The following is a 22,235-nucleotide window of genomic DNA, read 5'->3' on the forward strand; positions in this document are numbered from 1 at the left end:
GATAAAAATATGTTAGATCACGAAACCATGGTAACTCTCGGCAAGATGGGTGCAGCAGCAGCTCTCGGCCTCGGTGCTCTCGGTTCTGCTCTTGGTTGCGGTACCGCTGGTATGTCTGCAATCACCGTATGGAAGAAGGCTTACGCTCAGGGCAAGAGTGCTCTCTTCACTCTCCTTGTGTTCGTGGGTGCTCCCATTTCCCAGACCATTTACGGCATGCTCCTGATGAACTTCATCCTGGGTGCTGCAAATGCTGAAAACTTCAACAACTGGGCAGCTTGCCTCGGTGCCGGTATCTTCGGCGGCCTCGGCATGATGGCTTCCGCATGGTTCCAGGGTAAGGCTGGTGCTGTTGCTTGTGACGCTTTGGGCGAAACCGGCAAGGGCATGGTGAACTACCTGATGGTTCTCGGTGTGGTCGAAACCGTTGCTCTGTTCGTCATGGTGTTCGCAACCCAGACCTTCGCTTAGTAGGTATGAGGACGCCTTACTTTTGTAAGGCGTTGAGGTATGAGGCTTTGTTTTGAAAGACCTCATTCCTCTAGGCGCTTTGCGCCGACCTCAAAGCGAACATAGTTCGCGTCCTCACTCCTATAAGGAATTGAATATGGATCAAGAAACAATAGTGACTCTCGGCAAGATGGGCGCCGCCGCGGCTCTCGGTCTTTCCGCTGTCGGCTCTGCAATGGGTTGCAGTACTGCCGGCATGGCGGCGATCGGTTCGTGGAAAAAAGCCTACCTTAAGGGGAAGAACGCTATGTTCACCTTGCTTGTGTTCGTGGGCGCACCTATTGCGCAGACGATTTATGGCATGCTTCTGATGAATACCATCCTGAATGCTGCCAACAAGCCGGATTTCCATAACTGGGCAGCTTGCCTGGGCGTGGGCATCTTCGGTGGGCTTGGCATTATGTTCTCCGGCTGGTATGTAGGCAAGGCTGCCTCCAATGCCTGTAACGGCTTGGGTGAAACCGGCAAGGGTCTAGTGAACAGCTTGATGGTGCTTGGCGTGGGTGAAACCGTGGCCCTGTTCATCATGGTGTTCTCGATGATGCTGGTGAGCTAAAAAAGGTATGAGGTACGCTCGTACACTCGCTTGAGGTATGAGGTCGGCCCTTGGCCTTTGAGGCTTTATTAAGAACCTCGTGCAGATTCTGCATGGGGTTCTTTTTTTATGAATTGCAAAAAAAAGAGATTACTGCGGAAGAGTTTTTTTTAGTTATGAATTACGAGATATGAATTATGTTGATCTTTTTCATAGAAGTCAGAAAATTCTAGATTTGGCGGCAAATGTCTCAATTCCTAAAACGCTTTAACAAGTTCCTGGTAATCAATGGCTACATGCCAAAGATTTTCTTGGCTGCGTTTATTGGCTTTGTGACTGGTGTGGTGGCTGTTGCCTTTCATTTTGGCCTTGAGTTTGCCAGCGCACTGGTGCGTAAACCTTGGACCGGTGAGAATGCCTTGCCCTGGTGGACTTTTGCCGTAATGCCTGCGGTTGGCGGCCTCATTGTGGGTGTCATTATTTACGCAATCGCCAAGGCTCCCGAAACGGCCGGCCAGGGTACCGATAACATGATCAAGTCCTTCCATCACGAGGGGGGCAAGATCCGCAAGCGTGTGGCTCCGATAAAATTCCTGACCAGCATTATTACCTTGGCGACGGGTGGCAGCGCTGGTTATGAAGGCCCTATTTCACAAATCGGTTCTGGAATCGCCTCCACCGTTTGTCATGGTTTTAACATGCCCCAGACATTGCGTCGTCAGTTCACCTTGGCGGGAACGGCTGCAGGTCTCGGTGCAATTTTTAAGGCTCCGCTGGCAGGCGCTTTAACTTCGGTAGAAGTGCTTTATCGAGAAGATTTTGAATCCAACGCCTTTGCCACATCCATCGTTTCGTCGGTGGTGGCTTTTACAATCTACATTGCCTTTGTAGGAACTGCCCCGGCTATTGCTGGTGTTCCGATTTTCCCCTTTACCAACGGCGTTGAACTTTTAGCTTGTGCCCTGTTGGGCATTCTCTGTTTCCCCTTTTCTTATTTGTATGTTCGTTGCTACAACGAGTCTGAAACCCGTTTTGCACGCTGGCAGATTCCCAACTGGACAAAACCCGCTATTGGCGGCCTCATGATTTCGCTGCTGGTGCTGGCTTACCCCGAAGTAGCCGGTGGCGGATTTGAATTTATTGGCGAGGTCATGGGAGCTATGTTGCCCCATACCGTATGGGGTGTGATGCTGTTGCTGGGCATTGTGCTGGCAAAAATCTTGGCTACGGGGCTTACGGTGGGTTCTGGCGGATCCGGCGGCGTGTTCGGCCCTTCGCTGTTTATTGGTGGAGTTCTGGGTGCCATGTTTGCGGGCATCTTGGAACTGGTGGCTCCGGGTGCAATCCGCGAACCTGAGATGTTTATTCTGGTAGGTATGGCTGCCTTTTTTGCGGGGGCCGCCAAGGCGCCCATTGCCGGAGTGGTTATGGTCTGCGAAATGACTGGTAGTTATAGTTTGCTGCCTGGGCTTTTGATTGCGGCTGTTATGCACATCTCGTTCTCTCGCGGTTGGAGCATTTATAAAAGTCAGGTGGTGAACAAGTTTGCCTCGCCGGCTCATCGTGGCGACATGGATCAGGATGTTTTACGAATTACCACCGTTGGTGATGTGATTGAACATTGCGAAATGAAGACCCTCCGTGCAGAGGATTCCCTGTTTGATGTTTTGAAGGACATCGAGGTGGATTACGTCTATCCTGTCTACGAAGGAACTTCCAAGACTCCGACAGGATTGTCCAAGCCTCATGATCATTCGGGAACGTACATAGGATTGTTGGACATGTCCATCGTGAAGAACGCCTATATCAGTTCGCCGGACTTGATTCAGCACTTGCTGATTTCTGACTGTACAGTAAAAGCACCGATGCTGAATGAATCCATGGACTTGCATTCGGCATTGAAGATTTTTGTACGAACGTCTATGAATGAGCTGTGTGTCAAGAATAAGAATGGTGATGTAATAGGCGTGTTGAGTCACGCAGCCATCTTTAAGGCTTACGATAAGATTGTAAGGGATTCGCAGAAAACTGATGAATTATAGAGAAGAAGTGAATGAGTATATGCCTGGTGATGTGATGTGGTCGGACATCTAGACTGTTACGCTGTACACATTCAGGATAGCTTGTTTCAACGTGTGGTCAAAACCTACAGAATAAGTGCTGATGGGACTTACACGGTTGATGAACGTTCTAATGTTGGACTTGTAAGAGTGACGACTGAGATGAATTCTCTTGGTATCTATGTGTACAATATGTATCTGCTGCATAGCACGGGTATTGAGTATTACCATTATGGGGAAAATGGTCAAGAACGATTCTTGGGTGTTCGTGCTTCAACTACATATAATCCCCTGGAACAATTTTATTGAAGTTTACCATCCCGGAGGAATTAGTCCTTGACCTTGTTCAACGCGATGGCTGAAATTGCTCCGGCAGGTGTGTTGCTGTTTGTCAATGACTATTCTAATTATCTTTATGGAGTTTCTTTTAATACGCGAGTGGTGGTGGCTGGGGATTGAACGTACTGTACAATCTGCCTTAGGTTCCTCGCAAGTTCTTAGATAGTACCGCGCAAATCGTCCACTGCGTCTAGATATTCGCTGAGGTTTCGGGCCTTGGCGATTTTCTTTATGATGCGCTTGGGGAGAATGGATTCGGAGTTCTGCGGCTGGGTTTGGGCTGCTTCGGCGGGGTAGGTCCAGAAGGGGCGAAGTTTGTCCAGGATTTGGGCGTCGCCCTGGAGGCGCTTGCGGTAGTTATCCAGAATGGAATCGTGGATTTTTAGGAGCGCAGAAAGAGGGCTCGTTTGGGACTGCGCAGGGGACTGCGCTTGAAATTGCACGGCGAGTGCTGGGTTGGCCAGGAGCCCGCGACCGATCATGATTCCCTTGAGGTTTGGGAATCGGCGTTCAATAGCCTGAATGTCTGAGAGGCTGGTGACATCGCCGTTGAATATGACAGGGTGGCGGCACTGGGAATAGAAGGCTTCGAATGCTGCGAAGTCCAGCGCACCCTTGTACTGCTGGATGCCTGTGCGGGGATGCATGGTGATGTGGGCAAGGGGAGCCTCGTTCAACAGCGGCAGCAGGGCTAGACATTCGTCGGGGGAGGTGTAGCCCAGACGCATCTTGATGCTGAACGTGAGAGCTGCATCGGTCTGCTGTCCAGAACGGCGGGCGACCTCCTGAAGGATTTCCCTGACAGCATCCACTCGCGGGAGGATGCCTGAACCGCGGCCCGATTTCGCCTGCATGGGGAAGGGACATCCCATATTGATATCAATCTGAGGGAAGACTTCGTCGGGGGCGAATCCGCAATCCTTTTTTAGCTTTTGAATGTCATCAACTAGTATGCGGAATTCGGCGGCGTCCTTGCAAATGACTTGTGGAACCACGTTGTAAAAATGCGGGGCTTCGTCATCGCTTGAACTGTAATCTGCGTTTTCGCAATGGCAGATGTTTGACTGCTGGCTTTTGATGAATTCCAGGTCCTGTTGCAAATCCCGCAGATCTTTTTCTCGGGCGGCACCTTTCTCGACGCGCAAAAATGGGGTGTAATAGGCGGCGATTCCTGACTCACCGGCCTTGGGCCCGGCATGCAAAAAATGAGCCCGTCTGTAGGCGGACTCAGTAAAACCTTGTAGCGGTGCGAAATAAACCGGCAACATTTCGGCTTCTCTCATCTCTCGTCTGTAGCGAAGCGTTCTCTCGTCTATATTACGAGCAGCGGAGGACTTGGCCGGGGCGGATGTTGTTGCTCTTGAGGCCATTTAGGCGCTTCAGCTTACCCACAGAAATTCCGTAGCGGCGGGCGATTTTACCCAGACAGTCTCCGCGGCGGACCTTGTAATAGCGGTGCTTGGCCAGTTCCTTCTGGTATTCGTCTTCGACACCCTGAATCTGGGCCTGGTCAATTTCGGTGGTGGCGGCTAGGTAGGTGCCTTCTTGGAAATTGAATACGGTGGTGGGGTCGATGTAGACGCCGTTATACTTCATTTCGAAATGTAGATGGGCTCCAAAGGAACGGCCTGTGTTGCCTCCGATGCCTACGGTGTCCCCAGCCTGAAGTTCATCGCCGATTTTCACTTTCCAGCTGGCCAGATGGGCGTAAAGGGTAGTAAGACCGTTGCCATGATCGATAATCACGTACTTGCCGTAACCTTTACGGCGACCCTGGTTGCGGACCAGCTTGACCTTGCCGGGGAATGCGGCCACGATGGTGCGGTCTTCGCCATGGCAGAGGCCCAAGTCAACGCCACGATGCATACGGTAGGTGCGGATGCCATAGGGGCTTGCGATGCGGCGGCTTTCGGTGGGAATCATGGCTGTGGTCATGTCCAGCACCAGCTTGCGGACACTATCCACCGTTGCTGAATCTCCCATGGCGGCGGCCAGTTCGGCGTCCGCTTCTTCCTGGGACATTTCCTTGCCGTCGTCAGTTTCGGAGCTGTCGGATTCTGCTTCGGAATCGGTTACGGCTACGTCGGTATTTGCCTTGTCGGCGGCTTCCACAGCCTCGGTTGTGGCAAGCTTTTCTTCAATTGCTGCTGCTGGAGCGTCTACGTTACCTGCATCGGTAGAATCAATGGCTGGGTTGCCGGAAAATTCACTTTCGGTAATGGTTGCGGTAACTTTTTTTTCGGTTGAGGCCACGGAAGAGGGATTTGTCGCTTCGGTGACTTCTGTGATTTCGGATTCCAGGATAGCCTTGTCGTCTACAACTTCGGTAAGCTCTACAGTCCCATTTTCTGCAAATAGGGCGACAGGCAATGCAAACAGTGTGACAATTGAACCAAACTTCATAATAGTGGGGGTAAAGATACCTTTTTTACGGTCAATTGTCACGGAGGGAGAGGGGGATGAGGTATGAGATATGAGGTATGAGATATGGATTAATAAGTTAGGCGCCTTTGGTGCGATTATAACAATTCATATCTCATAATTCGTAATTCATAATTTACTATATTTCGCCCCGTCAGGGCCTATCATCCAGGTAGGTTCCTAGTCCGGCCAAAGGATATGCCTGCAAAGTTCAGGTTCGGCCGAAAAAGGATATATAAAATGGCAAAGAAAGTTCAAGACGCCCTCAAAGATATCATCTCCCTCTGCAAGCGCCGCGGTTTCATTTTCCCGGGCTCCGAAATTTATGATGGCCTGGCCAACACTTGGGACTACGGTCCGTATGGTGTTGAACTGAAGCGCAACATCAAGAACCTCTGGTGGAAGAAGTTCGTTACCAGCCGCAAGGATGTGCTGGGTCTTGATAGCTCCATTCTCTTGAACCCCCGCGTTTGGAAGGCTTCTGGCCACGTGGGTAACTTCTCTGACCCCCTGGTTGACTGCCTCGCTTGCCACGAACGTTTCCGTGCAGACCACCTGCTGGAAGAAAAGCTGGGTGACGGCTGCTGCGCTGGCAAGAACTTCGACCAGATTGCCGAAATGATGGTGGAAAACAAGATCGAATGCCCGAGCTGCGGCAAGACCGAATTCACCAAGCCCCGCGCATTTAACCTCATGTTCCAGACCGAAATCGGCGTTATCGAAGGCGAAGGCAACAAGGTTTACCTCCGTCCGGAAACCGCTCAGGGTATCTTCGTCGACTTCAAGAACATCGTCGACAACGTTCGCCCCCGCATTCCGTTTGGCGTGGGTCAGATCGGTAAGTCTTTCCGTAACGAAATTACCCCGGGTAACTTCATTTTCCGTACCCGCGAATTCGAACAGATGGAACTGGAATTCTTCTGCGAACCGGGCACCGAACTTGACTGGTACAACTTCTGGCGCAAGTATTGCTTCAACTGGCTCATCAAGGACCTGGGCGTGAACGAATCCAAGCTCCGCCTCCGCGAACATGCCAAGGAAGAACTTTCCCACTACTCCAACGGTACCACCGACGTTGAATACGAATTCCCGTTCGGTTGGGGCGAACTGTGGGGTATCGCAAGCCGTACCAACTTCGACTTGACTGCTCACCAGAACGAATCCAAGGTCAAGCAGGAATACAACGACCAGGTGAACAATAAGCGTTACGTTCCGTACGTTGTTGAACCGTCCCTGGGTGTGGAACGCTTGCTCCTCGTTCTCCTCTGCGACGCTTACGAAGTCCAGAAGCTTGAAAACGACGAACGTACCGTTCTCCACTTCGACCCGAAGGTTGCTCCGGTTAAGGTTGCTGTCCTCCCGCTGGTCAAGAAGGGTCAGGTCAAGGCTAAGGCTGAAGAACTTTACGAACAGCTGCTCCAGCGCTGGAACGTGGAATACGATGAAACTCAGTCCATCGGTAAGCGTTACCGCCGTCAGGACGAACTGGGTACTCCGTTCTGCGTCACCGTCGACTTCGACACCGTTGGCGAAGGCGAATCCGATCCGGCAAAGCTGGGCTACGTCACCGTCCGTGAACGTGACTCCATGCAGCAGGAACTGGTAAAGATCGACGAACTGGAAGCATACCTGGCTGCAAAGCTCGGTTGTTAAGAGGTATGAGGTCGGGCTTCGCCCTCTGAGGTGCGAGGTCGCGACTTTGTCGCTCTGAGGTTATAGTCAGAGCTTCGCTCTAGAATCTAAAAAGGTCACTCCCGATGTTTTTTCGGGGTGGCTTTTTTTATTTTCGCCTTTTTTGGCGAAAGTGGGCTCCAAAAAGAGTTGAATCCTCTGTTTGGAGTCTATTTTTATAAATAAATTAACTGTTTGCGGCTTTAATTTTTGCTTTGATTGAAATCTATGGATTCCAAATGAGGCTAATTTGCTGTTCTGGAGTCCATAATGCCAATAATAATGGACTGTAAATTCTGTATAAAGTATTTTTCTGGACTCCAATGTTGCAAAAAAGAAAAATTTGGAGCCCATTTTATATAATTTCCGCCACTTGATAGTATATTAAGCTCCATGAACAACCCGAAAATTAACCGCCTGATTGGCTACATTGTTTTGTTTATTGGCTTTTTCCTTTTTTACAAGGGTGTAAAGCCTGTGGGGGTGTCGGACAATATTGCTGATGCGGATTTTGTTTTGCTTGCTTTGGCCGCCGGTTTCCTTGTGGGTTCCACTGTGTGGATGATCAAGAAGGTTCGCTGCCCTCATTGCAACAAGCTTTTGCACTTGAAACTGTATAATATTGATGTCTGCCCCCATTGTGGAAAATCTACAGACCCGGATGAAAAATGACTAATCTCAATCCTTTCTTCAAATCTATCATCGATCAGGACAACACCGCCATTGTGGTGTGCGACCTGAACCATACCATTGTGTACATGAATCCTTTTGCCTGCGTGGCCCAGGCCAAGCGTGGGGGAGCCGCCCTTATTGGTCGTTGCCTCATGGATTGCCACAGCCCCGATTCCAGGGAAAAGATCCAGAAGGTGATGGATTGGTTCAAGGCTGACAAGTCCCACAACCGTGTCCATTCCTTCTTTAACGAGAAGCAGGTGAAGGACGGCTACATGATCGCCCTTCGCGATGAGAACGGCGAACTGATCGGCTACTACGAAAAGCACGAATACCGCACCAAGGACGAAACTCCCTTTTACGCCTTTTGATGGTTAAAATCAGCCGCTTTTTGTGATTTATGTTACAATTTGGAATGGGAAAATGCTTCAAAAAAACTTATTTGAAGCTTTTTTTGCTACAGCTCCCATATTATAGAATAGATTGTTAGCATAGTTTTACAACCTATTCTTATTGTATGTTGAAGTGGCTGAAAAATTATCTGCTTTATGCGACAGTGGATCCCGACGAACTGACGAAGGTCGCGGATTCCGTTTCGCGGAGTAACCAGAAGTCTCTTGGCGCGTATTCCCTGATGGGGATGTTCTTTTTCGGCGTCATGTTTACCCTGTCTGCGCTTTCTGAAATTGCTTCCCTTAATCACAATGTGGTTGCCTATTCTTCGGCCACGTTGCTCTGTTTCTTCATTTTTATGGCCAACCGGTATTTAACCAAGAAGAATCCCCGGATGGTCATCTTTCTCATGTATGCATTCAACTGGCTCTTGCTTTCCTTTGGACTCTACCTGACGTTTGTGACCTCGCCGGAGCGTATTACGGTTTCGCTTTTGGTAATGCAGATGCTTACCGCCCTGATTTTTACGGATCGCCCTTACAGGTTCCTGATCAGTACGTTGTTGCTGGACGTGGTTTTTGTACCCCTGGCAATTATGTATAAGCCTTCCGAAATTCTGGTGCTGGATATTGTGGACGTGCTGATTTACGGTATCATCGGTCTGGTTGTTGGCTCCTTCATGTCCCGTATGAAGTTCGAACGTTTTGTTCTTGAACGTAAGGTGGGCGAGCTGAACGATGAACAGGGGTTGACTCATTACATCAAGTCTATGGCCGACATTTACGAGACTGTTGTGCAGATCGACGTAAAGACCGAAACCTTCCGCGCCGTGATCAACAAGACTAACATGGTGGAGTTTGACGGTCATGAGAACTTTGGCAAGCAACTTCTGATTGCCATGAGGGACGCCATTGATGAAAATGGCCTTGAAGCTCTTGTTCCCTACGCCAATATTGCCGCCGTTGCCCAGAGCATGAAGGGCAAGCGAACCATTACTCACGAATTCTTTGGTAAGCGTCTTGGTTGGTGTCGCGGCCGTTATGTGGCCGTGGGTTCTATGTCAGATGATCTTGTTCCCGAGCAGATTATTTTCGCTATCGAAAACATCAACGAAGAAAAGAATAAAGAGAATAAGCTGATTACCCAGGCGCAAACCGATTTGATGACCGGATTGTATAACCGTACCGGTGGCGTCAACAAGGTAAAGCTTTCCTTGCTAGAAAACAAGGTCGGCATGCTCTGCCTGTTCGATATCGATAATTTCAAGTACGTCAACGATACCCACGGACACCAGGCGGGAGACCAGGTTATTATTGCCGTTGCCGAAGCCATGAAGTCCGCTTTCCGCGATGAGGATATCTTGCTTAGGCTTGGCGGCGATGAATTCGTAGTCTACCTGAATGGCGTGGCTACGGAAGATCAGGGGACGCTTGCGATCCGCCGACTTTTTGATGAAATCGACAAGATCGAAATCGATGAAATCCCGGATTATAGGGTGTCGGTCAGTCTAGGTGCCGCCTTCTTCAGGAAGGACTCTAGCCTTGACTTTAACGACCTGTACAAGCAGGCGGATACTTGCACCTACCAGAGCAAGAAAATCGAAGGCAAGTCCTTTACGTTCTTTAGAGATTAGCTTGGATAGAAGTTGTTGAATGTCGCAAGCGTAAAATAAATGGTTCTTTTTCAAAAACAAAAAAAGCTTCTCTCTCGAGAAGCTTTTTAAGCGGGATAGACGAGGCTTGAACTCGCAACCTCCGGCGTGACAGGCCGGTGCTCTAACCAAAATTGAGCTACCACCCCAGTGGTTTGTCTGGTCTTTCAACCGACGCACCAAATGTACTAATATGTTTCTTTGTTGTCAAGGGAATTGCGGCTGAAAATGCAAAAAAATGCGTGAAAATGCAAAAAAAAACGTGCCGTCCAACAATAAAACAGCATCGGCTGATGATAAAAAAAGAACACCTTTCTTTCGAAAAGTGTTCTTTTAAGCGGGATAGACGAGGCTTGAACTCGCAACCTCCGGCGTGACAGGCCGGTGCTCTAACCAAAATTGAGCTACCACCCCAGTGGTGAACCAAAGATATAAATATCCATAAATTTTGTCAAGCCATTCAGACCAAATTAAAATAAAAAACGGTCCCGTTCAAATGAACGGGAACCGTTTTTAGTTATGAGTTATGAATTACTAATTACGAGAAAGTCTCATAAATCATAATTCATACTGGGGGAAGTTTCCCCCTTTCTTTATATATAAAAAAGACGAGAGCCAAGATTTCTCTTGACTCTCATCTAATGCTTCGTCGGGTCTGGATCCTTCGCGCCTTACCGCGCTCAGGATGACGACGTTAACCGATTACAGGCTGATCAGACCTTCAGTGTCCTGGGACATTGCGGTGTAGAATGCAAAGCGGGCATCCACTTCCTTCTGGAGGTCTTCGGCCAGCTTCTTAGCAACTTCCGGGTTGTTACGGGTGAGCTGCTTGTAGCGGTTTTCGGTGTAGATGTATTCTGCAACCGGGATAGTCGGGGCCTTGGAGTCGAGAACAAGGGGAGCCTTGCCTTCGGCAGCGAGAGCCGGGTTGTAGCGGAGCAGAGTCCAGTAACCGGAATCCACAGCCATCTTCTGGTGTTCCAGCTGGCTGTTGAGATCGAAGCCGTGGTTGATGCATGGGCAGTAGCAGATGATCAGAGACGGACCATTGTGAGCTTCTGCTTCCTGGAGAACCTTCAGAGCCTGAGCGTCGTTTGCGCCGATGGCGATACGGCCAACGTACACATTCTTGTAGCTCATGGCGATAAGACCGAGGTCCTTCTTGCCAGCGCGCTTACCAGCGGCTGCGAAGAGGGCGACGGCGCCACGGTTGGTGGACTTGGAAGCCTGTCCACCAGTGTTGGAGTAAACTTCAGTGTCGAGGACGCAGATGTTCACATTTTCACCGGTTGCCATGACGTGGTCGAGACCACCGTAACCGATGTCGTATGCCCAACCGTCACCACCGAAGATCCATACGGACTTCTTGACCAGGTAGTCGGCGAATTCGTCGCGGAGGCTTACAGAAGCTTCGTCGGTAGCACCAGCGAGAGCAGCCTTCAGTTCAGCAACGTTAGCGCGCTGAGCCTGGATGCCGGCTTCGTCGGACTGATCCTGAGAAGTGAGCTTAGCCTTGAGTTCGGCAGGAACGTTCACTGCTTCCAGGAGGCTTACAGCCTGGTTTGCATGCTTGGTGATTGCAAGACGCATACCGAGACCGAATTCAGCGTTGTCTTCGAACAAGCTGTTAGCCCAAGCCGGACCGCGGCCTTCCTTGTTCTTTGCCCACGGAGTAGTGGGGAGGTTACCACCGTAGATGGAAGAGCAACCAGTTGCGTTTGCTACAACCATGCGGTCGCCGAAGAGCTGAGAAACGAGACGGACATAAGCGGTTTCGCCGCAGCCTGCGCAGGAGCCGGAGAATTCGAACAGGGGTTCCAGGAGCATAGCCTGCTTGACAAGGTTCTTGTTAACCTTGGTGCGGTCAAATTCGGGGAGGTCAACGAAGAAGTCCCAGCACTTGCCTTCCTGAACCTTGATGGGTTCCTGCGGCACCATGTTGATGGCCTTCTTGCCTTCTTCATTCTTGTCCTTACCGATACAAGCCTGAGTACAGACGCCGCAACCAGTACAGTCGTAGCTGGAGACGGAGATTGCGAATACGGGCTTTTCGGAGCCTTCGAGCTTGAAGCCCTTGGCAGCGGTGAACTTGAAGCCTTCCGGTGCGTTAGCAACAGCGGATTCGTCTACAACCTTCACGCGGATAGCAGCGTGGGGGCAGACCATAGCGCACTTGCCGCACTGTACGCAAGCGTCCGGATTCCAGGACGGGATGTTCAGGGCGAGGTCGCGCTTTTCGTACTTGGTAGTGCCGGTGGGGAATACACCGTCAACAGGCATCTTGGAAACGGGGAGCTTTTCGCCGTTGCCCTTGATGATTTCTGCAGTAACTTCGTTGACGAATGCAGGAGCGTTACCGTGGATCGGAGCGCGGAATTCCTTGGTGCTGGTAACAGCGGCCGGAACCTTGACTTCGAAGAGGTTAGCCAGAGAAGCATCGATAGCGTCCCAGTTCTTCTGGACCACTTCCATACCCTTCTTGGCGTAAGTCTTTTCTGCGTACTTCTTGATGTACTTGATAGCGGTATCGGAATCAAGAACGTTACCCAGCTTGGAGAAGAAGCAGGTCTGCATCACAGTGTTGATGCGACGGCCCATGCCAGTCTTTGCGGCAACGGCGTATGCGTCGATGACGTACACCTTGAGCTGCTTCTTGATGATGACTTCCTGAACCGGACGAGGGAAAGTATCCCAGACGGTTTCTGCGGAGTGCGGGGTGTTGACCAGGAAGGTTGCGCCCTGCTTTGCATACTTCAGCATGTCCACGGATTCGAGGTGCGGAGTATGGTGGCAAGCAACGAAGTCAGCTTCGTTTTCACCGATCAGGTACGGAGCGTCGATGATGCTCTTACCGAAACGGAGGTGAGAAGTGGTCATGGAACCAGACTTCTTGGAGTCGTATACGAAGTAACCCTGAGCGTTGTTTTCGGTTTCGTTACCGATAATCTTGATGGAGTTCTTGTTTGCGCCAACGGTACCGTCGGAGCCCAGACCGAAGAACATGGCCTGGAAGAAGTCGGAATCCAGCTTGAAGTCAGGATCGATGGGGAGGCTGGTGTTGCAGACATCGTCGTTGATACCAACGGTGAAACGTGCGCGGGGTGCGTCCAGCTTCAGTTCGTCGAAGATAGCCTTGACCATAGCCGGGGTGAATTCCTTGGAGGAAAGACCGTAGCGGCCACCGATCATCTTGGGCATAGCCATCTGGCCAGCCATGACGGCTTCAGAAACTGCGGTAAGAGCGTCCTGGAAGAGCGGTTCGCCTGCGGAACCCGGTTCCTTGCAGCGGTCGAGAACAGCGATCTTCTTGACGGTCTTGGGGAGAGCAGCAACAACTGCTTCCATGGGGAACGGACGGTACAGACGAACGTTTACGAGACCGACCTTTTCGCCCTTGGAGTTGAGATACTTAACGGTGTCACCGATGGTGCAGGTAGAAGAGCCCATGGAGATGATGACGCGTTCTGCATCGGGTGCACCCACGTAGTCCACAATGTGGTACTGACGACCGGTGAAGGAAGCGACCTTGTCCATGTACTTCTGGACGATTTCCGGAACCTTCTTGTAGAAGGGGTTCACGGTTTCGCGGCCCTGGAAGTAGACGTCCGGGTTCTGAGCGGTACCGCGCATGGTGGGGCGATCCGGAGTGAGGCAGCGTTCGCGGCAAGCCTTCACGTACTTTTCGTCGATGACGCTACGGATAACGCCGTCTTCGAGGGCTTCGATCTTCATGACTTCGTGAGAAGTACGGAAACCGTCGAAGAAGTGGACGAACGGGACGCGGGATTCGAGAGTAGAAGCGTGAGCCACGAGAGCCATGTCCTGGCATTCCTGAACGGAGGAAGAGCCGAGCATAGCGAAACCGGTCTGGCGGCAAGCCATGATGTCGGAGTGGTCACCGAAAATAGAAAGGCCCTGCATAGCGAGAGCACGGGCAGTCACATGGAAGACCGTGGGGGTCAGTTCGCCGGCGATCTTGTACATGTTGGGGATCATCAACAGAAGACCCTGGGATGCGGTAAAGGTGGTGGTCAAAGCACCGGCCTGCAGTGCACCGTGAACGGTACCGGCAGCGCCACCTTCGGACTGCATTTCAAAAACGCGGGGAACCTGGCCCCAAATATTCTTCTTACCAGCTGCGCTCCAGTTGTCGGCGTGTTCAGCCATAGGACTAGACGGTGTAATCGGGTAGATAGCTGCAACTTCACTAACTGCAAAAGCAACGTTAGCGGTAGCTTCATTACCGTCACACGCAATCATCTTCTTTGCCATGTGTGTCTCCAATTATTGTGTTAATTCAATAAACTTGCGATTTAAAAAAATCCAACGTAAATTTACCCATTTTTAATGTCAAAAAGTGAAATATTTTTCAAAAATTCACTAAAAAATCCACTTTTTTGAACACTCCGTGTAAAGGTCTGCCGGAAAATGACCGTTCTGAGGGGTAAACGACCTTTCTAAAAACTTACAAAAAGATTATTTGTGTTCGAAAGGGCGGTTTTTCATCTGATAACTTCAAAAACGTACTTCAAAAAGTATGCTTTGACTACATGCAGCCCTTAAGTTTCATACCCACCTTTAGGGGCTGATCCTTGCCAAGCTTGTTGATTCGTCGAACCGCATCTTCGGAAATGTAGAAGAACGCCGCCACATCGGCTACGGTATCGCCTTTTTTGACGATATAGACATTTTCAACTTTTAGCTTGGACTGGATTTTACGATGGGCTTGAATAGCCTTCTTCTTGGAGTATTTCTCGACTCCGGGTTTCAGTTGCCAATGGGGGAAGTCTACAACGGTAGTGGGGTCGATGTTCACGTCGCCGTAGCGGATCTCGAAGTGGAGGTGGGCTCCGGAAGATTTTCCGGTGTTGCCAGCGAGGCCAACGATATCGCCGGGGTAAACCTGGTCGCCAACCTTGACGGTGCGTTCGGCCAGGTGGCCATAAAGGGTCTGCAGACCGTTTTCGTGCTGTACCAGGACGTAGTGGCCGTAGCCGCCCTGATTGTATTTAGAGACGATCACTTCGCCGGGGTAGGCGGCAACCATGGGCTCTCCTTTTTCTACCTGGATGTCTACGCCGCGGTGGAGTCGGTGGTCGCGGATTCCGTAGGGGGAGCCGAGACGGGCCTCGTGTGTAATGGGGATGAGCATGGTAGAAAAGTCGAAATACTCGCCGACGGTTTCGGTCTTGGTGGGCTTCTTTTCGCCTTTCTTCCTGGATTTCCTGCTCTTTTTGGTGGCGTCCACGAATTCGACTTCAACGCCCTGCTTTTCGTAGAGGAGAGCCTTGGTGAAAGCCTTGGGATCGTCTGACTTTATAGAGACTTTCTTTGTGGAATCGCTGGGGGATTCGTCGTCCTTTGCGATTTTGCCCGAGGATTTCTTGCTGGATTTTTTTGAGGACTTCGTAGACTTCGAAGCCTTGGATTTTTTCTGCTTGTCCGTCTGTTTTTCCGTCTGTTTTTCCTTCTGCTTGTCTTTTTGCTTTTCCTTGGACTTTTCTTTCTGGGTGTCCTTCGATGTCTTGGATTCTACCTGGGTGGTGGATTTATGGGAGGATTCTTTGGGGGCAGTCTTTGCCAATGCGGGGCTGAGGAGCGCCGCAATGAGAAGGACTATTAAGACTGCCTTGTTCACCCTGATGCTCCTACTTCAAGAATGCGAAAAATACCGCAGCGATGATACACAGGAACGCCACGATGTGGTTCCACTGCAAAGTTTCTGTGTGGAATACGGTAACCGCAATGACGGTAAAAATGGTAAGGGAAATGGCTTCCTGGATAATCTTCAGCTGCATCAGGCTGAAGGGACCGCCGTTAATGCGGCTGCCGATGGAGTTGGCGGGAATCATGAAGCTGTATTCCAGGAGGGCGACACCCCAGCTGGCAAGGATTACGAGAATCAGGGGCCAGTCGGTGCTGATATGCATTTCCTTGAGCTTCAGGTTGCCGTACCAGGCAAAGGTCATAAAGATATTAGAACAACAAAGAAGAAGTATTGTAAAAATTCCTGCGCGCATTTTTTTGCCAATGTATTGAATGGTTAAACTTTTTTGTTTGCCCGTTGGACTTCACCACGAAGGCGGTAGGGGCGTCCAGTGGAGTGCTGATAGGCCAGGCGAGCCCGAACTTGTTCCAGGTACTTTATATAGGTCTCACTTTGATAGTCGCGGTAAGTCCAGTCAAAACTGTGGAAGTGTCCGTCCTGGAAATAGAGGGTAGGTTCCACGAAAATGCCCCGCTGCATGTACACGCGCTGGCGCTGGTCCTTGGTGGTGGCCAAGAAAAACTGCCCGAGAGTCATATAGCCCGGATCCAGATTTACGGGACGCAGGCCCGGTGTGCCGTTCTTTTCGGCGATTTCCAGCTCGATTTCGTTGGTCCAGAGCTTGATATCTACGATTTCAGTACGGTCAACCAGAGTCTCGTAACTGAAGAAGGCGCGGACAGGGGCGGTTCCGATTTCATCTTTATAATAGTTGGTAAAGGTGAAGGGGAAGGGAGGGAGGTTCAGGTCTTCTTCGCCGAATTTCTGACGGAGGGGCTCGCGGACCGCTTCAACGGCGGCTGCGTCCTGAGCCAGGATGCCAACGATGATCTTGACCTTTGCCGGTTCCTTGATTGCGCCCATTGTTAACTCCTCGACCTCTTATAAACCCTTGGAATCTTCTTCGGAAAGCTTGTAGATGTAAGGCCAGTTCTTGCCGGTAATCCACAGGTACTTTCCGTCGTAGGCGATTCCGTTCAGCACGTCCATATGGGGGTACTTGTTTTGCAGTTCGTACACCTTGCGGGACAAGTCAAAATACTTCTTGACGTGACCGGTGGGCAATTCAATGATGGCGATGGCCGCGGTTTGCCAGATGTTGGCGTAGAGGGTGTTGCCCACAACTTCCAGTTCGTTCAGCAACTTGATTGGGTGTCCGTTATCGGTAACGTCGATGACTCCAACCACATAGAAACCGCCCAGCGCCAACTGCAGAAGCTGGCTGGATCCGTTGCTCATGAGCAGGGCGTCTTTCCAGTAGGTCAGTCCCCATCCTTCTGTGGGAATGCGAAATTCGCCTTTCTTGGAAAAAGGTTTGCGGTTGTAGATGAAGGCCTTCTTGGATTTCCAGGTCAGGTAGAAGATGTCGTCACCCACGGCAATGGAACCTTCGCCAAAGTAACGTTCCTGGAGCATGGTGGAATCAAGTACCTTACCTTCCAAGGTTCGACGGTACAATCCCGACTGCCCATATTGTCCTGTAGTTTCGATCAGCTCGTTTCCGTCAAAGAAGAGACCCTGGGTAAAATGAGTCTGTTCGTGGGGAATCGAATCGATGATGGTGGGGACCACGCGGGGGGCTTCGGCAAAACTGGCCGTAGCAAGAATGGCGACACATGCAAGAACGATGGCGGCAAATCTTTTCATGGTGGTATCCGGTTAGTTCCTAAATGTCCACACGATACCGTAGGCGAAGCGGAGCCCTTCGGGAGTGTAACCCGATTCCGGCATGTAGATACTGTGGTTGAAGTTTTCGATTCGGCTGTAAATCTCGAACTGCAGAATCTGCATGCGGGCCTCGAAATCCAGGGCCAGATACTTCTTCATGGGTTCCAGTTCCAGGTTGCCGTTTTCGCCGATGGTGCAGTCGTAATGGTCGCCGAACCACTGCCAGTCAACACGGACACTTACACCCAGGCGGTCGAACACGAATCGGTTCTGCCAGTGGATGCTACCCTTGTAGTAAAGTTCCTGGGTGTCCATAAGCTTGGTGCTACGGTCCAGAGTCTGGCCTCGTTCTATGTAGAACTTCCAGTTGCCCAGGCGGAAGCCAAATTGCAACAGCCAATCCAGACTGGAAACGTGATCGATGTTTGTGTAGGTATAGGCTTCTTCGATGGTGTTGGTGGAGTCTACATGGCCCCACTTGACCCAACGGGGCTTGATCAGGTCGTCTACATGTTCCTTGCGCAGACCCAGCCCGTAAAAGACTTCGCGCTTCTGGTAAGCCAGGTTCACCGTGGTGCGGTTCCTTTCTTCGTACTTCAAGTCGTTACGATGGAAGGCGAGACGTCCTGTTTCGTTAATCTTGATCTGGCCCACGTCGGGGAACTTGTTGTCGTGACGGAAGGCTGCGTTCAACTTCAAATGGAAAGGCAACAGGGCGGTAGCGTCAAAGGAATAGGCCTTGGCGAATTCCTGTTCGTCGTTTACGGAACTGTTGCGCTGCATGCCGGTCTGGGTCCTGAAGTAGAAACGGTGCCACAGGGTGTCCGACAGTTCCAGATAACCCATTTCGCGGTCCTGCAGATAGGTGTAGTGGTCGTCGTTGGCGTTATGGTAATCGGTGTTCAGGAACTCGTACTTGAACTTGATGGCCGGGTTCAGCAAGGTGTGGTAGGCGATACCGAAGTTGCCCTGGATCGATTCATAGTTGATATACTTGGTGGTATCGTAATAGAGAGTGTCTTCCTGTTCTACACCCAGGGTATCCAGGTACTTCTTGGTGCCGCTGACAAAGTGGGGCAGGGAATCCTCTTCGATTTCGTGATTGCCATAATTGATGTCGGCACTGAACGTCAGATTTTTTAAGGGGTAAAGTTCGATACCCGCTCCATAGGTGGAGGCCTCGATATCGATAGTGTAAGGATTTTGCTGGAATGTCCTGATGGATTTGTCCAGGGAGTCCAGCAGAACCTTGTGGTTGGGATTGTCGGCGTTTTCCAGGTAGAGGAAATTCATTCGGGTGTAAATCTTACCCACGCCAAAACGGGCGGTAACCACTGGCTGCAGATGCATGCTGTTCATGGCGATGTTACGGCCTGCAAAGGGAATCTGGCTGGAGTCGCGACCCAGGGAGAAATAGGGGGAGTGGGTCACGTTGGTATAGCTGTATTCCTTGGAATCTATGTCGGAGTGGCTGGCGATACCCAACTCGAAAGTGACGGAGTCGGTGACCAGGCGCTTGAATTCCAGACGCAGGGCGTTTCCGCTAAAGGCGGGGCGTTCCCAGTTCAAGTCGGTAATGGGGGTGTCGACGGCGATCCCCTTACGTTCCTCTACCAGTATGCCGTTCTCGCCATTGAGACCCAGGGTACTTCCATCGTACATGAGACGGGTGGTGTACAGGCCTGCCAACATGCTGGGGTAACGCTGACTGATAGAACCCATGCCCATGGCGTCCGGGTCCAGTTCGGGCCTACCCAGGATCGAGGTTCCCAACATCCAGTAGGACTTCTGGCCAGAAATATCGTAAGTGCGCTGCATGACTTCGGTCAGGGGCAATACCCAGCGGCCCGCATCGGTTTCGCGGGGGGCGGGGTCAATTCCGTTGGGGGACTGGTAGACGGAGTCCTGGGGGGTGGGAAGAGTGTAGCCTAGGGAACGGACCGGTTCTGCAAAGACAGCGACGGCAATCAGCAACAAGAAAAAGATGGCGCGGAACATGTAAGCGGGACCCACTTTTAGTACCATTCGGCGCGAAGCTTTTCGCGGCGTTCACGAAGGGCCTGGACTACAGTGTAAGGCATCTTCATGCAGTTGGGGGCATAAGTACTGCCTTCGGTGTGGAAATCGCTTCCGCCCGTACCCACCAGGCCGAAACGCAGGGCCATTTCCTTATACTTGCGGCCTACGGCACCCTTCTGGGCGGGGCAGTAGACTTCCATGCCCTGTACGCCCCATTCCACCATCTGTTCGATGAACTCGTCGCTGAGCCCGGACTTGTAGGGGTGGGCAAGAACCGCAATGCCGCCTGCATTTTCGATAAGGCGGATGGTCTGCTGGGGGTTAAGGCCTTTCTTTTCTACAAAGGCGATGCAGCCGTCACCCAGGTACTTGGTGAAGGCTTCGGAAAAACTGCCGATATATTCTTCGGCCACCAGGGACATGGCGATGTGGGGGCGACCGATGACCTTGCCCTTGCAGTAGCTCAGCACCTTCTCGAAAGTGATGTCGATACCCAGGGCGTTCAACTTCTTGATAATGGCCTTGGCTCGGGTAACACGCTGCTTGGCAAAATCCTGGAGCTCCATGTTCAGGGCCAGGTTGGTGGGGTCGCAGTAATAACCCAGAATGTGGATGTCCTTGCCCTGCCAGACAGAAGAAATCTCGATACCGGGGATAATCTCCAGGCCGATGGCCTTGGCCGGTTCCGCAGCCAGGTTATAGCTATCCAGGTTGTCGTGGTCGGTAATAGAAATACAACGGAGCCCCTTGCGCTTGCTTAAGGTCAGAACTTCTTCGACGTCCAGGGTACCATCAGAAAGCTTGGTATGCAGATGGAGATCTGCGTAACCGCCGTTTTCGGTAATGATGGTAGAAAAGCCTTTTTGCATTACTTGACCCCGTAATACTGGGCGATGAGGGCGGCCTCGCTGGAAGTGCTGGGCTGCAGGCTCAAGTTCAGGAAGGGGTAGACCTTTTCGGAACAGAAACCGATGCGGCAGTCGGCTCCGCTAACCTTGGCCAGGTAGAGGCGGGGGAGGAAGGCGTCGCCCAGGTAGATGACCACCGTGGGGGCAAATTCCTTGATCTTCTGTTCCATTTCCATAAAAACGGGTTCCTCGAAACGGCATTCCAGGTCGCTAAAGTAGATAGCCTGGGCGCGCTTGGCCGAAACCAGGGCGTGGAGGGATTCGTGGGCCACCAGCAACACATTCTTGAAAAATGCCTGGGGCATCTGGTGCATAAAGGGGGCTACACGCTCCATGTCGCGATGGAGAAAAACCAAAGTCTTGGGGTTGTTCTTCAAAGCCTCGGGGAAGTTAAAAGCTCCGGAATCTTCACCTGCCTTCTTCAAAAACCAGCGGAACAGGGAATCCTGGCTGCTGAAACGCTTAAAAAAATAGCGGAAACGATTGGTAAAGTACGGTGAAGGTTTCAATTTGTCCTCGGAGCGTTAGTGGGCTGAAATATATTAAATTTGGCCTATGGCAAAACCGAAGTTCTACGCAATTAAGACCCCTAGCGAAAGCAAAATCGTAACCACCTGGGACGAATGTCTAAAATTGACCCATGGAGTCAAGGGGGTGCTATTTAAATCCTTCGGTTCCATGGCTGAAGCCGAAGCCTGGATCTCCGGCATGGAAGCCCCTGTTCCCGGAGGAGTCCGCGTATTCGTGGATGGATCCTTTTCTCCCGGGTTTCCCTATTCCGGATGGGCCTTTGTTGTGACAGAAGATGACAAGGAAATCGCCAGAGGGAACGGTCTGACGGCTTTCGAGGCCGAAAGTCGAAACATCGATGGGGAAGTCATGGCCAGCTATCAGGCCATGCGCTGGCTGGACGCCCACAACATGAACGGCGTCATCTGCCACGACTACGAAGGCATCGCCCGCTGGGCCAAAGGCGAGTGGGCCGCCAAGAGCAATATCGCCAAACGCTACGTGACCGCCGCCCAGCCCTTCCTGCACCGCGTAAAGTTCGAAAAAGTTGCCGCCCACACTGGCGTCAAGTGGAACGAACTGGTGGACAAGCTGGCCAAGGAAGCTATCCAGGCTGGAAAAACCGCCCAGAAAAAGTAGGACGGCGGGGCGTTTTTTGCGTTTTTCGCTCAAAAATGCTAATTAATTTGTTTGTCAGAACCGTTTCCCCTGACTTCCTTGGTGAAAATTTTTCTGTTAGAGCTGAATCCCGTGGAGGGGTAAACGCAAATTTTTTCTGTCGGAGCACAATCCCGCGTTGCGGAAAGTGCAAAATTTTCCGTCGGAGCTCAATCCCGTGTTGCGGAACGCGCAAATTTTCCTGTCAGAGCACAATCCCGTGTTGCGGAAAGCGCAAATTTTCCTGTCAGAGCACAATTCCCTGGAGGGGAACGCGCAAATTCTTCCGTCGGAGCGCAATTCCCTGGAGGAAAAAACGCAAAATTTTCTGTCAGAGCGGAATTCCGCAGAACGGAAAGAGCAATGTTTTTTGACGGAGACGAATCCCATTTGTGGGAAAGAGGCCTGTCTTGCATCAGTTCCCGTCCACCGTCATTGAAAACCGCAATACATT

The 22,235-nt window shown here is 51.2% G+C and carries 19 protein-coding genes and 2 tRNA genes; 8 read left to right on the forward strand and 13 right to left on the reverse strand.

The features are described 5' to 3' along the window. The first annotated feature begins 9 nt into the window (after positions 1–9). The 3 genes from BUB73_RS05770 (at position 10) to BUB73_RS05780 (ending at position 3,087) form a co-directional block, all read left to right on the forward strand. A complete protein-coding gene (locus BUB73_RS05770) occupies positions 10–471 on the forward strand; it encodes a V-type ATP synthase subunit K (protein WP_233488164.1) in 462 nt (153 codons plus the stop codon). A 136-nt stretch (positions 472–607) separates the two neighbouring features. Next, positions 608–1,066, forward strand: a complete 459-nt coding sequence (locus BUB73_RS05775) for a V-type ATP synthase subunit K (protein ID WP_073159250.1) — start codon at positions 608–610, stop codon at positions 1,064–1,066. Positions 1,067–1,290: 224 nt separating this feature from the next. Further along, entirely contained in the window at positions 1,291–3,087 is a 1,797-nt protein-coding gene (locus BUB73_RS05780) for a chloride channel protein (RefSeq protein ID WP_083538274.1), read from the forward strand. Positions 3,088–3,135: 48 nt separating this feature from the next. On the opposite strand, the gene BUB73_RS16860 is transcribed toward BUB73_RS05780, so the two are convergent. The 3 genes from BUB73_RS16860 to BUB73_RS05790 form a co-directional block, all read right to left on the reverse strand. Then, positions 3,136–3,312 (reverse strand): hypothetical protein, encoded by a 177-nt coding sequence (locus BUB73_RS16860; protein ID WP_175552191.1) that lies wholly within the window; start codon positions 3,310–3,312, stop codon positions 3,136–3,138. Between the two features lie 290 nt (positions 3,313–3,602). Continuing rightward, positions 3,603–4,727: a tRNA-dihydrouridine synthase family protein gene (locus BUB73_RS05785; RefSeq protein ID WP_175552192.1), complete on the reverse strand. Its 1,125-nt coding sequence runs from the start codon at positions 4,725–4,727 to the stop codon at positions 3,603–3,605. A gap of 34 nt (positions 4,728–4,761) precedes the next feature. Next, positions 4,762–5,847, reverse strand: coding sequence for a peptidoglycan DD-metalloendopeptidase family protein (locus tag BUB73_RS05790; RefSeq protein ID WP_073284322.1), 1,086 nt, complete (start codon positions 5,845–5,847; stop codon positions 4,762–4,764). Between the two features lie 258 nt (positions 5,848–6,105). On the opposite strand from BUB73_RS05790, the gene BUB73_RS05795 reads away from it, so the two are divergent. From BUB73_RS05795 to BUB73_RS05815, 4 genes are all read left to right on the forward strand, one after another. After that, positions 6,106–7,518 carry a glycine--tRNA ligase gene (locus BUB73_RS05795; RefSeq protein WP_073284325.1) on the forward strand — a complete coding sequence of 471 codons (1,413 nt, stop codon included), beginning with the start codon at positions 6,106–6,108 and terminating at the stop codon, positions 7,516–7,518. 411 nt (positions 7,519–7,929) lie between these two features. Continuing rightward, positions 7,930–8,208 carry a hypothetical protein gene (locus BUB73_RS05805; RefSeq protein ID WP_073284327.1) on the forward strand — a complete coding sequence of 93 codons (279 nt, stop codon included), beginning with the start codon at positions 7,930–7,932 and terminating at the stop codon, positions 8,206–8,208. After that, positions 8,205–8,579: a PAS domain-containing protein gene (locus tag BUB73_RS05810; RefSeq protein WP_073159242.1), complete on the forward strand. Its 375-nt coding sequence runs from the start codon at positions 8,205–8,207 to the stop codon at positions 8,577–8,579. Before BUB73_RS05805 ends, BUB73_RS05810 begins: the two co-directional genes overlap by 4 nt. 146 nt (positions 8,580–8,725) lie before the next feature. After that, positions 8,726–10,234 (forward strand): sensor domain-containing diguanylate cyclase, encoded by a 1,509-nt coding sequence (locus BUB73_RS05815; RefSeq protein WP_073284330.1) that lies wholly within the window; start codon positions 8,726–8,728, stop codon positions 10,232–10,234. Between the two features lie 91 nt (positions 10,235–10,325). Here the strand turns inward: BUB73_RS05815 and BUB73_RS05820 are convergent. The 10 genes from BUB73_RS05820 to BUB73_RS05865 form a co-directional block, all read right to left on the reverse strand. Continuing rightward, a tRNA-Asp gene (locus BUB73_RS05820) sits at positions 10,326–10,401 on the reverse strand. A gap of 189 nt (positions 10,402–10,590) precedes the next feature. Continuing rightward, positions 10,591–10,666 (reverse strand) — tRNA-Asp (locus BUB73_RS05825). 288 nt (positions 10,667–10,954) lie between these two features. After that, positions 10,955–14,524, reverse strand: coding sequence for a pyruvate:ferredoxin (flavodoxin) oxidoreductase (gene nifJ / locus BUB73_RS05830; protein WP_073284333.1), 3,570 nt, complete (start codon positions 14,522–14,524; stop codon positions 10,955–10,957). Between the two features lie 274 nt (positions 14,525–14,798). Beyond that, positions 14,799–15,890 carry a peptidoglycan DD-metalloendopeptidase family protein gene (locus BUB73_RS05835; RefSeq protein WP_073284335.1) on the reverse strand — a complete coding sequence of 364 codons (1,092 nt, stop codon included), beginning with the start codon at positions 15,888–15,890 and terminating at the stop codon, positions 14,799–14,801. 10 nt (positions 15,891–15,900) lie between these two features. Then, a complete protein-coding gene (locus BUB73_RS05840; RefSeq protein ID WP_073159235.1) occupies positions 15,901–16,272 on the reverse strand; it encodes a DMT family protein in 372 nt (123 codons plus the stop codon). Between the two features lie 23 nt (positions 16,273–16,295). Then, on the reverse strand, positions 16,296–16,883 hold the full coding sequence (locus BUB73_RS05845) for a DUF4416 family protein (protein ID WP_073284338.1): 588 nt from the start codon (positions 16,881–16,883) through the stop codon (positions 16,296–16,298). Between the two features lie 18 nt (positions 16,884–16,901). Further along, positions 16,902–17,666: a glutaminyl-peptide cyclotransferase gene (locus tag BUB73_RS05850; RefSeq protein ID WP_083538276.1), complete on the reverse strand. Its 765-nt coding sequence runs from the start codon at positions 17,664–17,666 to the stop codon at positions 16,902–16,904. Positions 17,667–17,678: 12 nt separating this feature from the next. Continuing rightward, positions 17,679–19,712 (reverse strand): hypothetical protein, encoded by a 2,034-nt coding sequence (locus BUB73_RS05855; RefSeq protein ID WP_249269465.1) that lies wholly within the window; start codon positions 19,710–19,712, stop codon positions 17,679–17,681. Further along, positions 19,703–20,575, reverse strand: coding sequence for a PHP domain-containing protein (locus BUB73_RS05860; protein WP_073159231.1), 873 nt, complete (start codon positions 20,573–20,575; stop codon positions 19,703–19,705). Before BUB73_RS05860 ends, BUB73_RS05855 begins: the two co-directional genes overlap by 10 nt. Continuing rightward, positions 20,575–21,123, reverse strand: a complete 549-nt coding sequence (locus BUB73_RS05865) for a hypothetical protein (RefSeq protein WP_073284340.1) — start codon at positions 21,121–21,123, stop codon at positions 20,575–20,577. The genes BUB73_RS05860 and BUB73_RS05865 overlap by 1 nt, the downstream gene beginning before the upstream one ends. A gap of 46 nt (positions 21,124–21,169) precedes the next feature. Between BUB73_RS05865 and BUB73_RS05870 the strand changes: the two genes are divergently transcribed. Continuing rightward, the gene (locus BUB73_RS05870) at positions 21,170–21,763 is read left to right on the forward strand and encodes a ribonuclease H1 domain-containing protein (RefSeq protein ID WP_073159227.1); all 594 of its coding nucleotides are present in this window, start codon (positions 21,170–21,172) and stop codon (positions 21,761–21,763) included. The last annotated feature ends 472 nt before the right edge of the window (positions 21,764–22,235 follow it).

The organism is Fibrobacter sp. UWH6 (assembly GCF_900142465.1).
Lineage (GTDB): Bacteria > Fibrobacterota > Fibrobacteria > Fibrobacterales > Fibrobacteraceae > Fibrobacter.

What these genes read in the sequence shown, in the direction of transcription:
- BUB73_RS05770 (WP_233488164.1), top strand. Translation starts at nt 10, where the DNA reads ATGTTAGATCACGAAACCATGGTAACTCTCGGCAAGATGGGTGCAGCA.
- BUB73_RS05775 (WP_073159250.1), top strand. Translation starts at nt 608, where the DNA reads ATGGATCAAGAAACAATAGTGACTCTCGGCAAGATGGGCGCCGCCGCG.
- BUB73_RS05780 (WP_083538274.1), top strand. Translation starts at nt 1,291, where the DNA reads ATGTCTCAATTCCTAAAACGCTTTAACAAGTTCCTGGTAATCAATGGC.
- BUB73_RS16860 (WP_175552191.1), bottom strand. Translation starts at nt 3,312, where the DNA reads ATGCAGCAGATACATATTGTACACATAGATACCAAGAGAATTCATCTC.
- BUB73_RS05785 (WP_175552192.1), bottom strand. Translation starts at nt 4,727, where the DNA reads ATGAGAGAAGCCGAAATGTTGCCGGTTTATTTCGCACCGCTACAAGGT.
- BUB73_RS05790 (WP_073284322.1), bottom strand. Translation starts at nt 5,847, where the DNA reads ATGAAGTTTGGTTCAATTGTCACACTGTTTGCATTGCCTGTCGCCCTA.
- BUB73_RS05795 (WP_073284325.1), top strand. Translation starts at nt 6,106, where the DNA reads ATGGCAAAGAAAGTTCAAGACGCCCTCAAAGATATCATCTCCCTCTGC.
- BUB73_RS05805 (WP_073284327.1), top strand. Translation starts at nt 7,930, where the DNA reads ATGAACAACCCGAAAATTAACCGCCTGATTGGCTACATTGTTTTGTTT.
- BUB73_RS05810 (WP_073159242.1), top strand. Translation starts at nt 8,205, where the DNA reads ATGACTAATCTCAATCCTTTCTTCAAATCTATCATCGATCAGGACAAC.
- BUB73_RS05815 (WP_073284330.1), top strand. Translation starts at nt 8,726, where the DNA reads ATGTTGAAGTGGCTGAAAAATTATCTGCTTTATGCGACAGTGGATCCC.
- nifJ (WP_073284333.1), bottom strand. Translation starts at nt 14,524, where the DNA reads ATGGCAAAGAAGATGATTGCGTGTGACGGTAATGAAGCTACCGCTAAC.
- BUB73_RS05840 (WP_073159235.1), bottom strand. Translation starts at nt 16,272, where the DNA reads ATGCGCGCAGGAATTTTTACAATACTTCTTCTTTGTTGTTCTAATATC.
- BUB73_RS05845 (WP_073284338.1), bottom strand. Translation starts at nt 16,883, where the DNA reads ATGGGCGCAATCAAGGAACCGGCAAAGGTCAAGATCATCGTTGGCATC.
- BUB73_RS05850 (WP_083538276.1), bottom strand. Translation starts at nt 17,666, where the DNA reads ATGAAAAGATTTGCCGCCATCGTTCTTGCATGTGTCGCCATTCTTGCT.
- BUB73_RS05855 (WP_249269465.1), bottom strand. Translation starts at nt 19,712, where the DNA reads ATGGTACTAAAAGTGGGTCCCGCTTACATGTTCCGCGCCATCTTTTTC.
- BUB73_RS05860 (WP_073159231.1), bottom strand. Translation starts at nt 20,575, where the DNA reads ATGCAAAAAGGCTTTTCTACCATCATTACCGAAAACGGCGGTTACGCA.
- BUB73_RS05870 (WP_073159227.1), top strand. Translation starts at nt 21,170, where the DNA reads ATGGCAAAACCGAAGTTCTACGCAATTAAGACCCCTAGCGAAAGCAAA.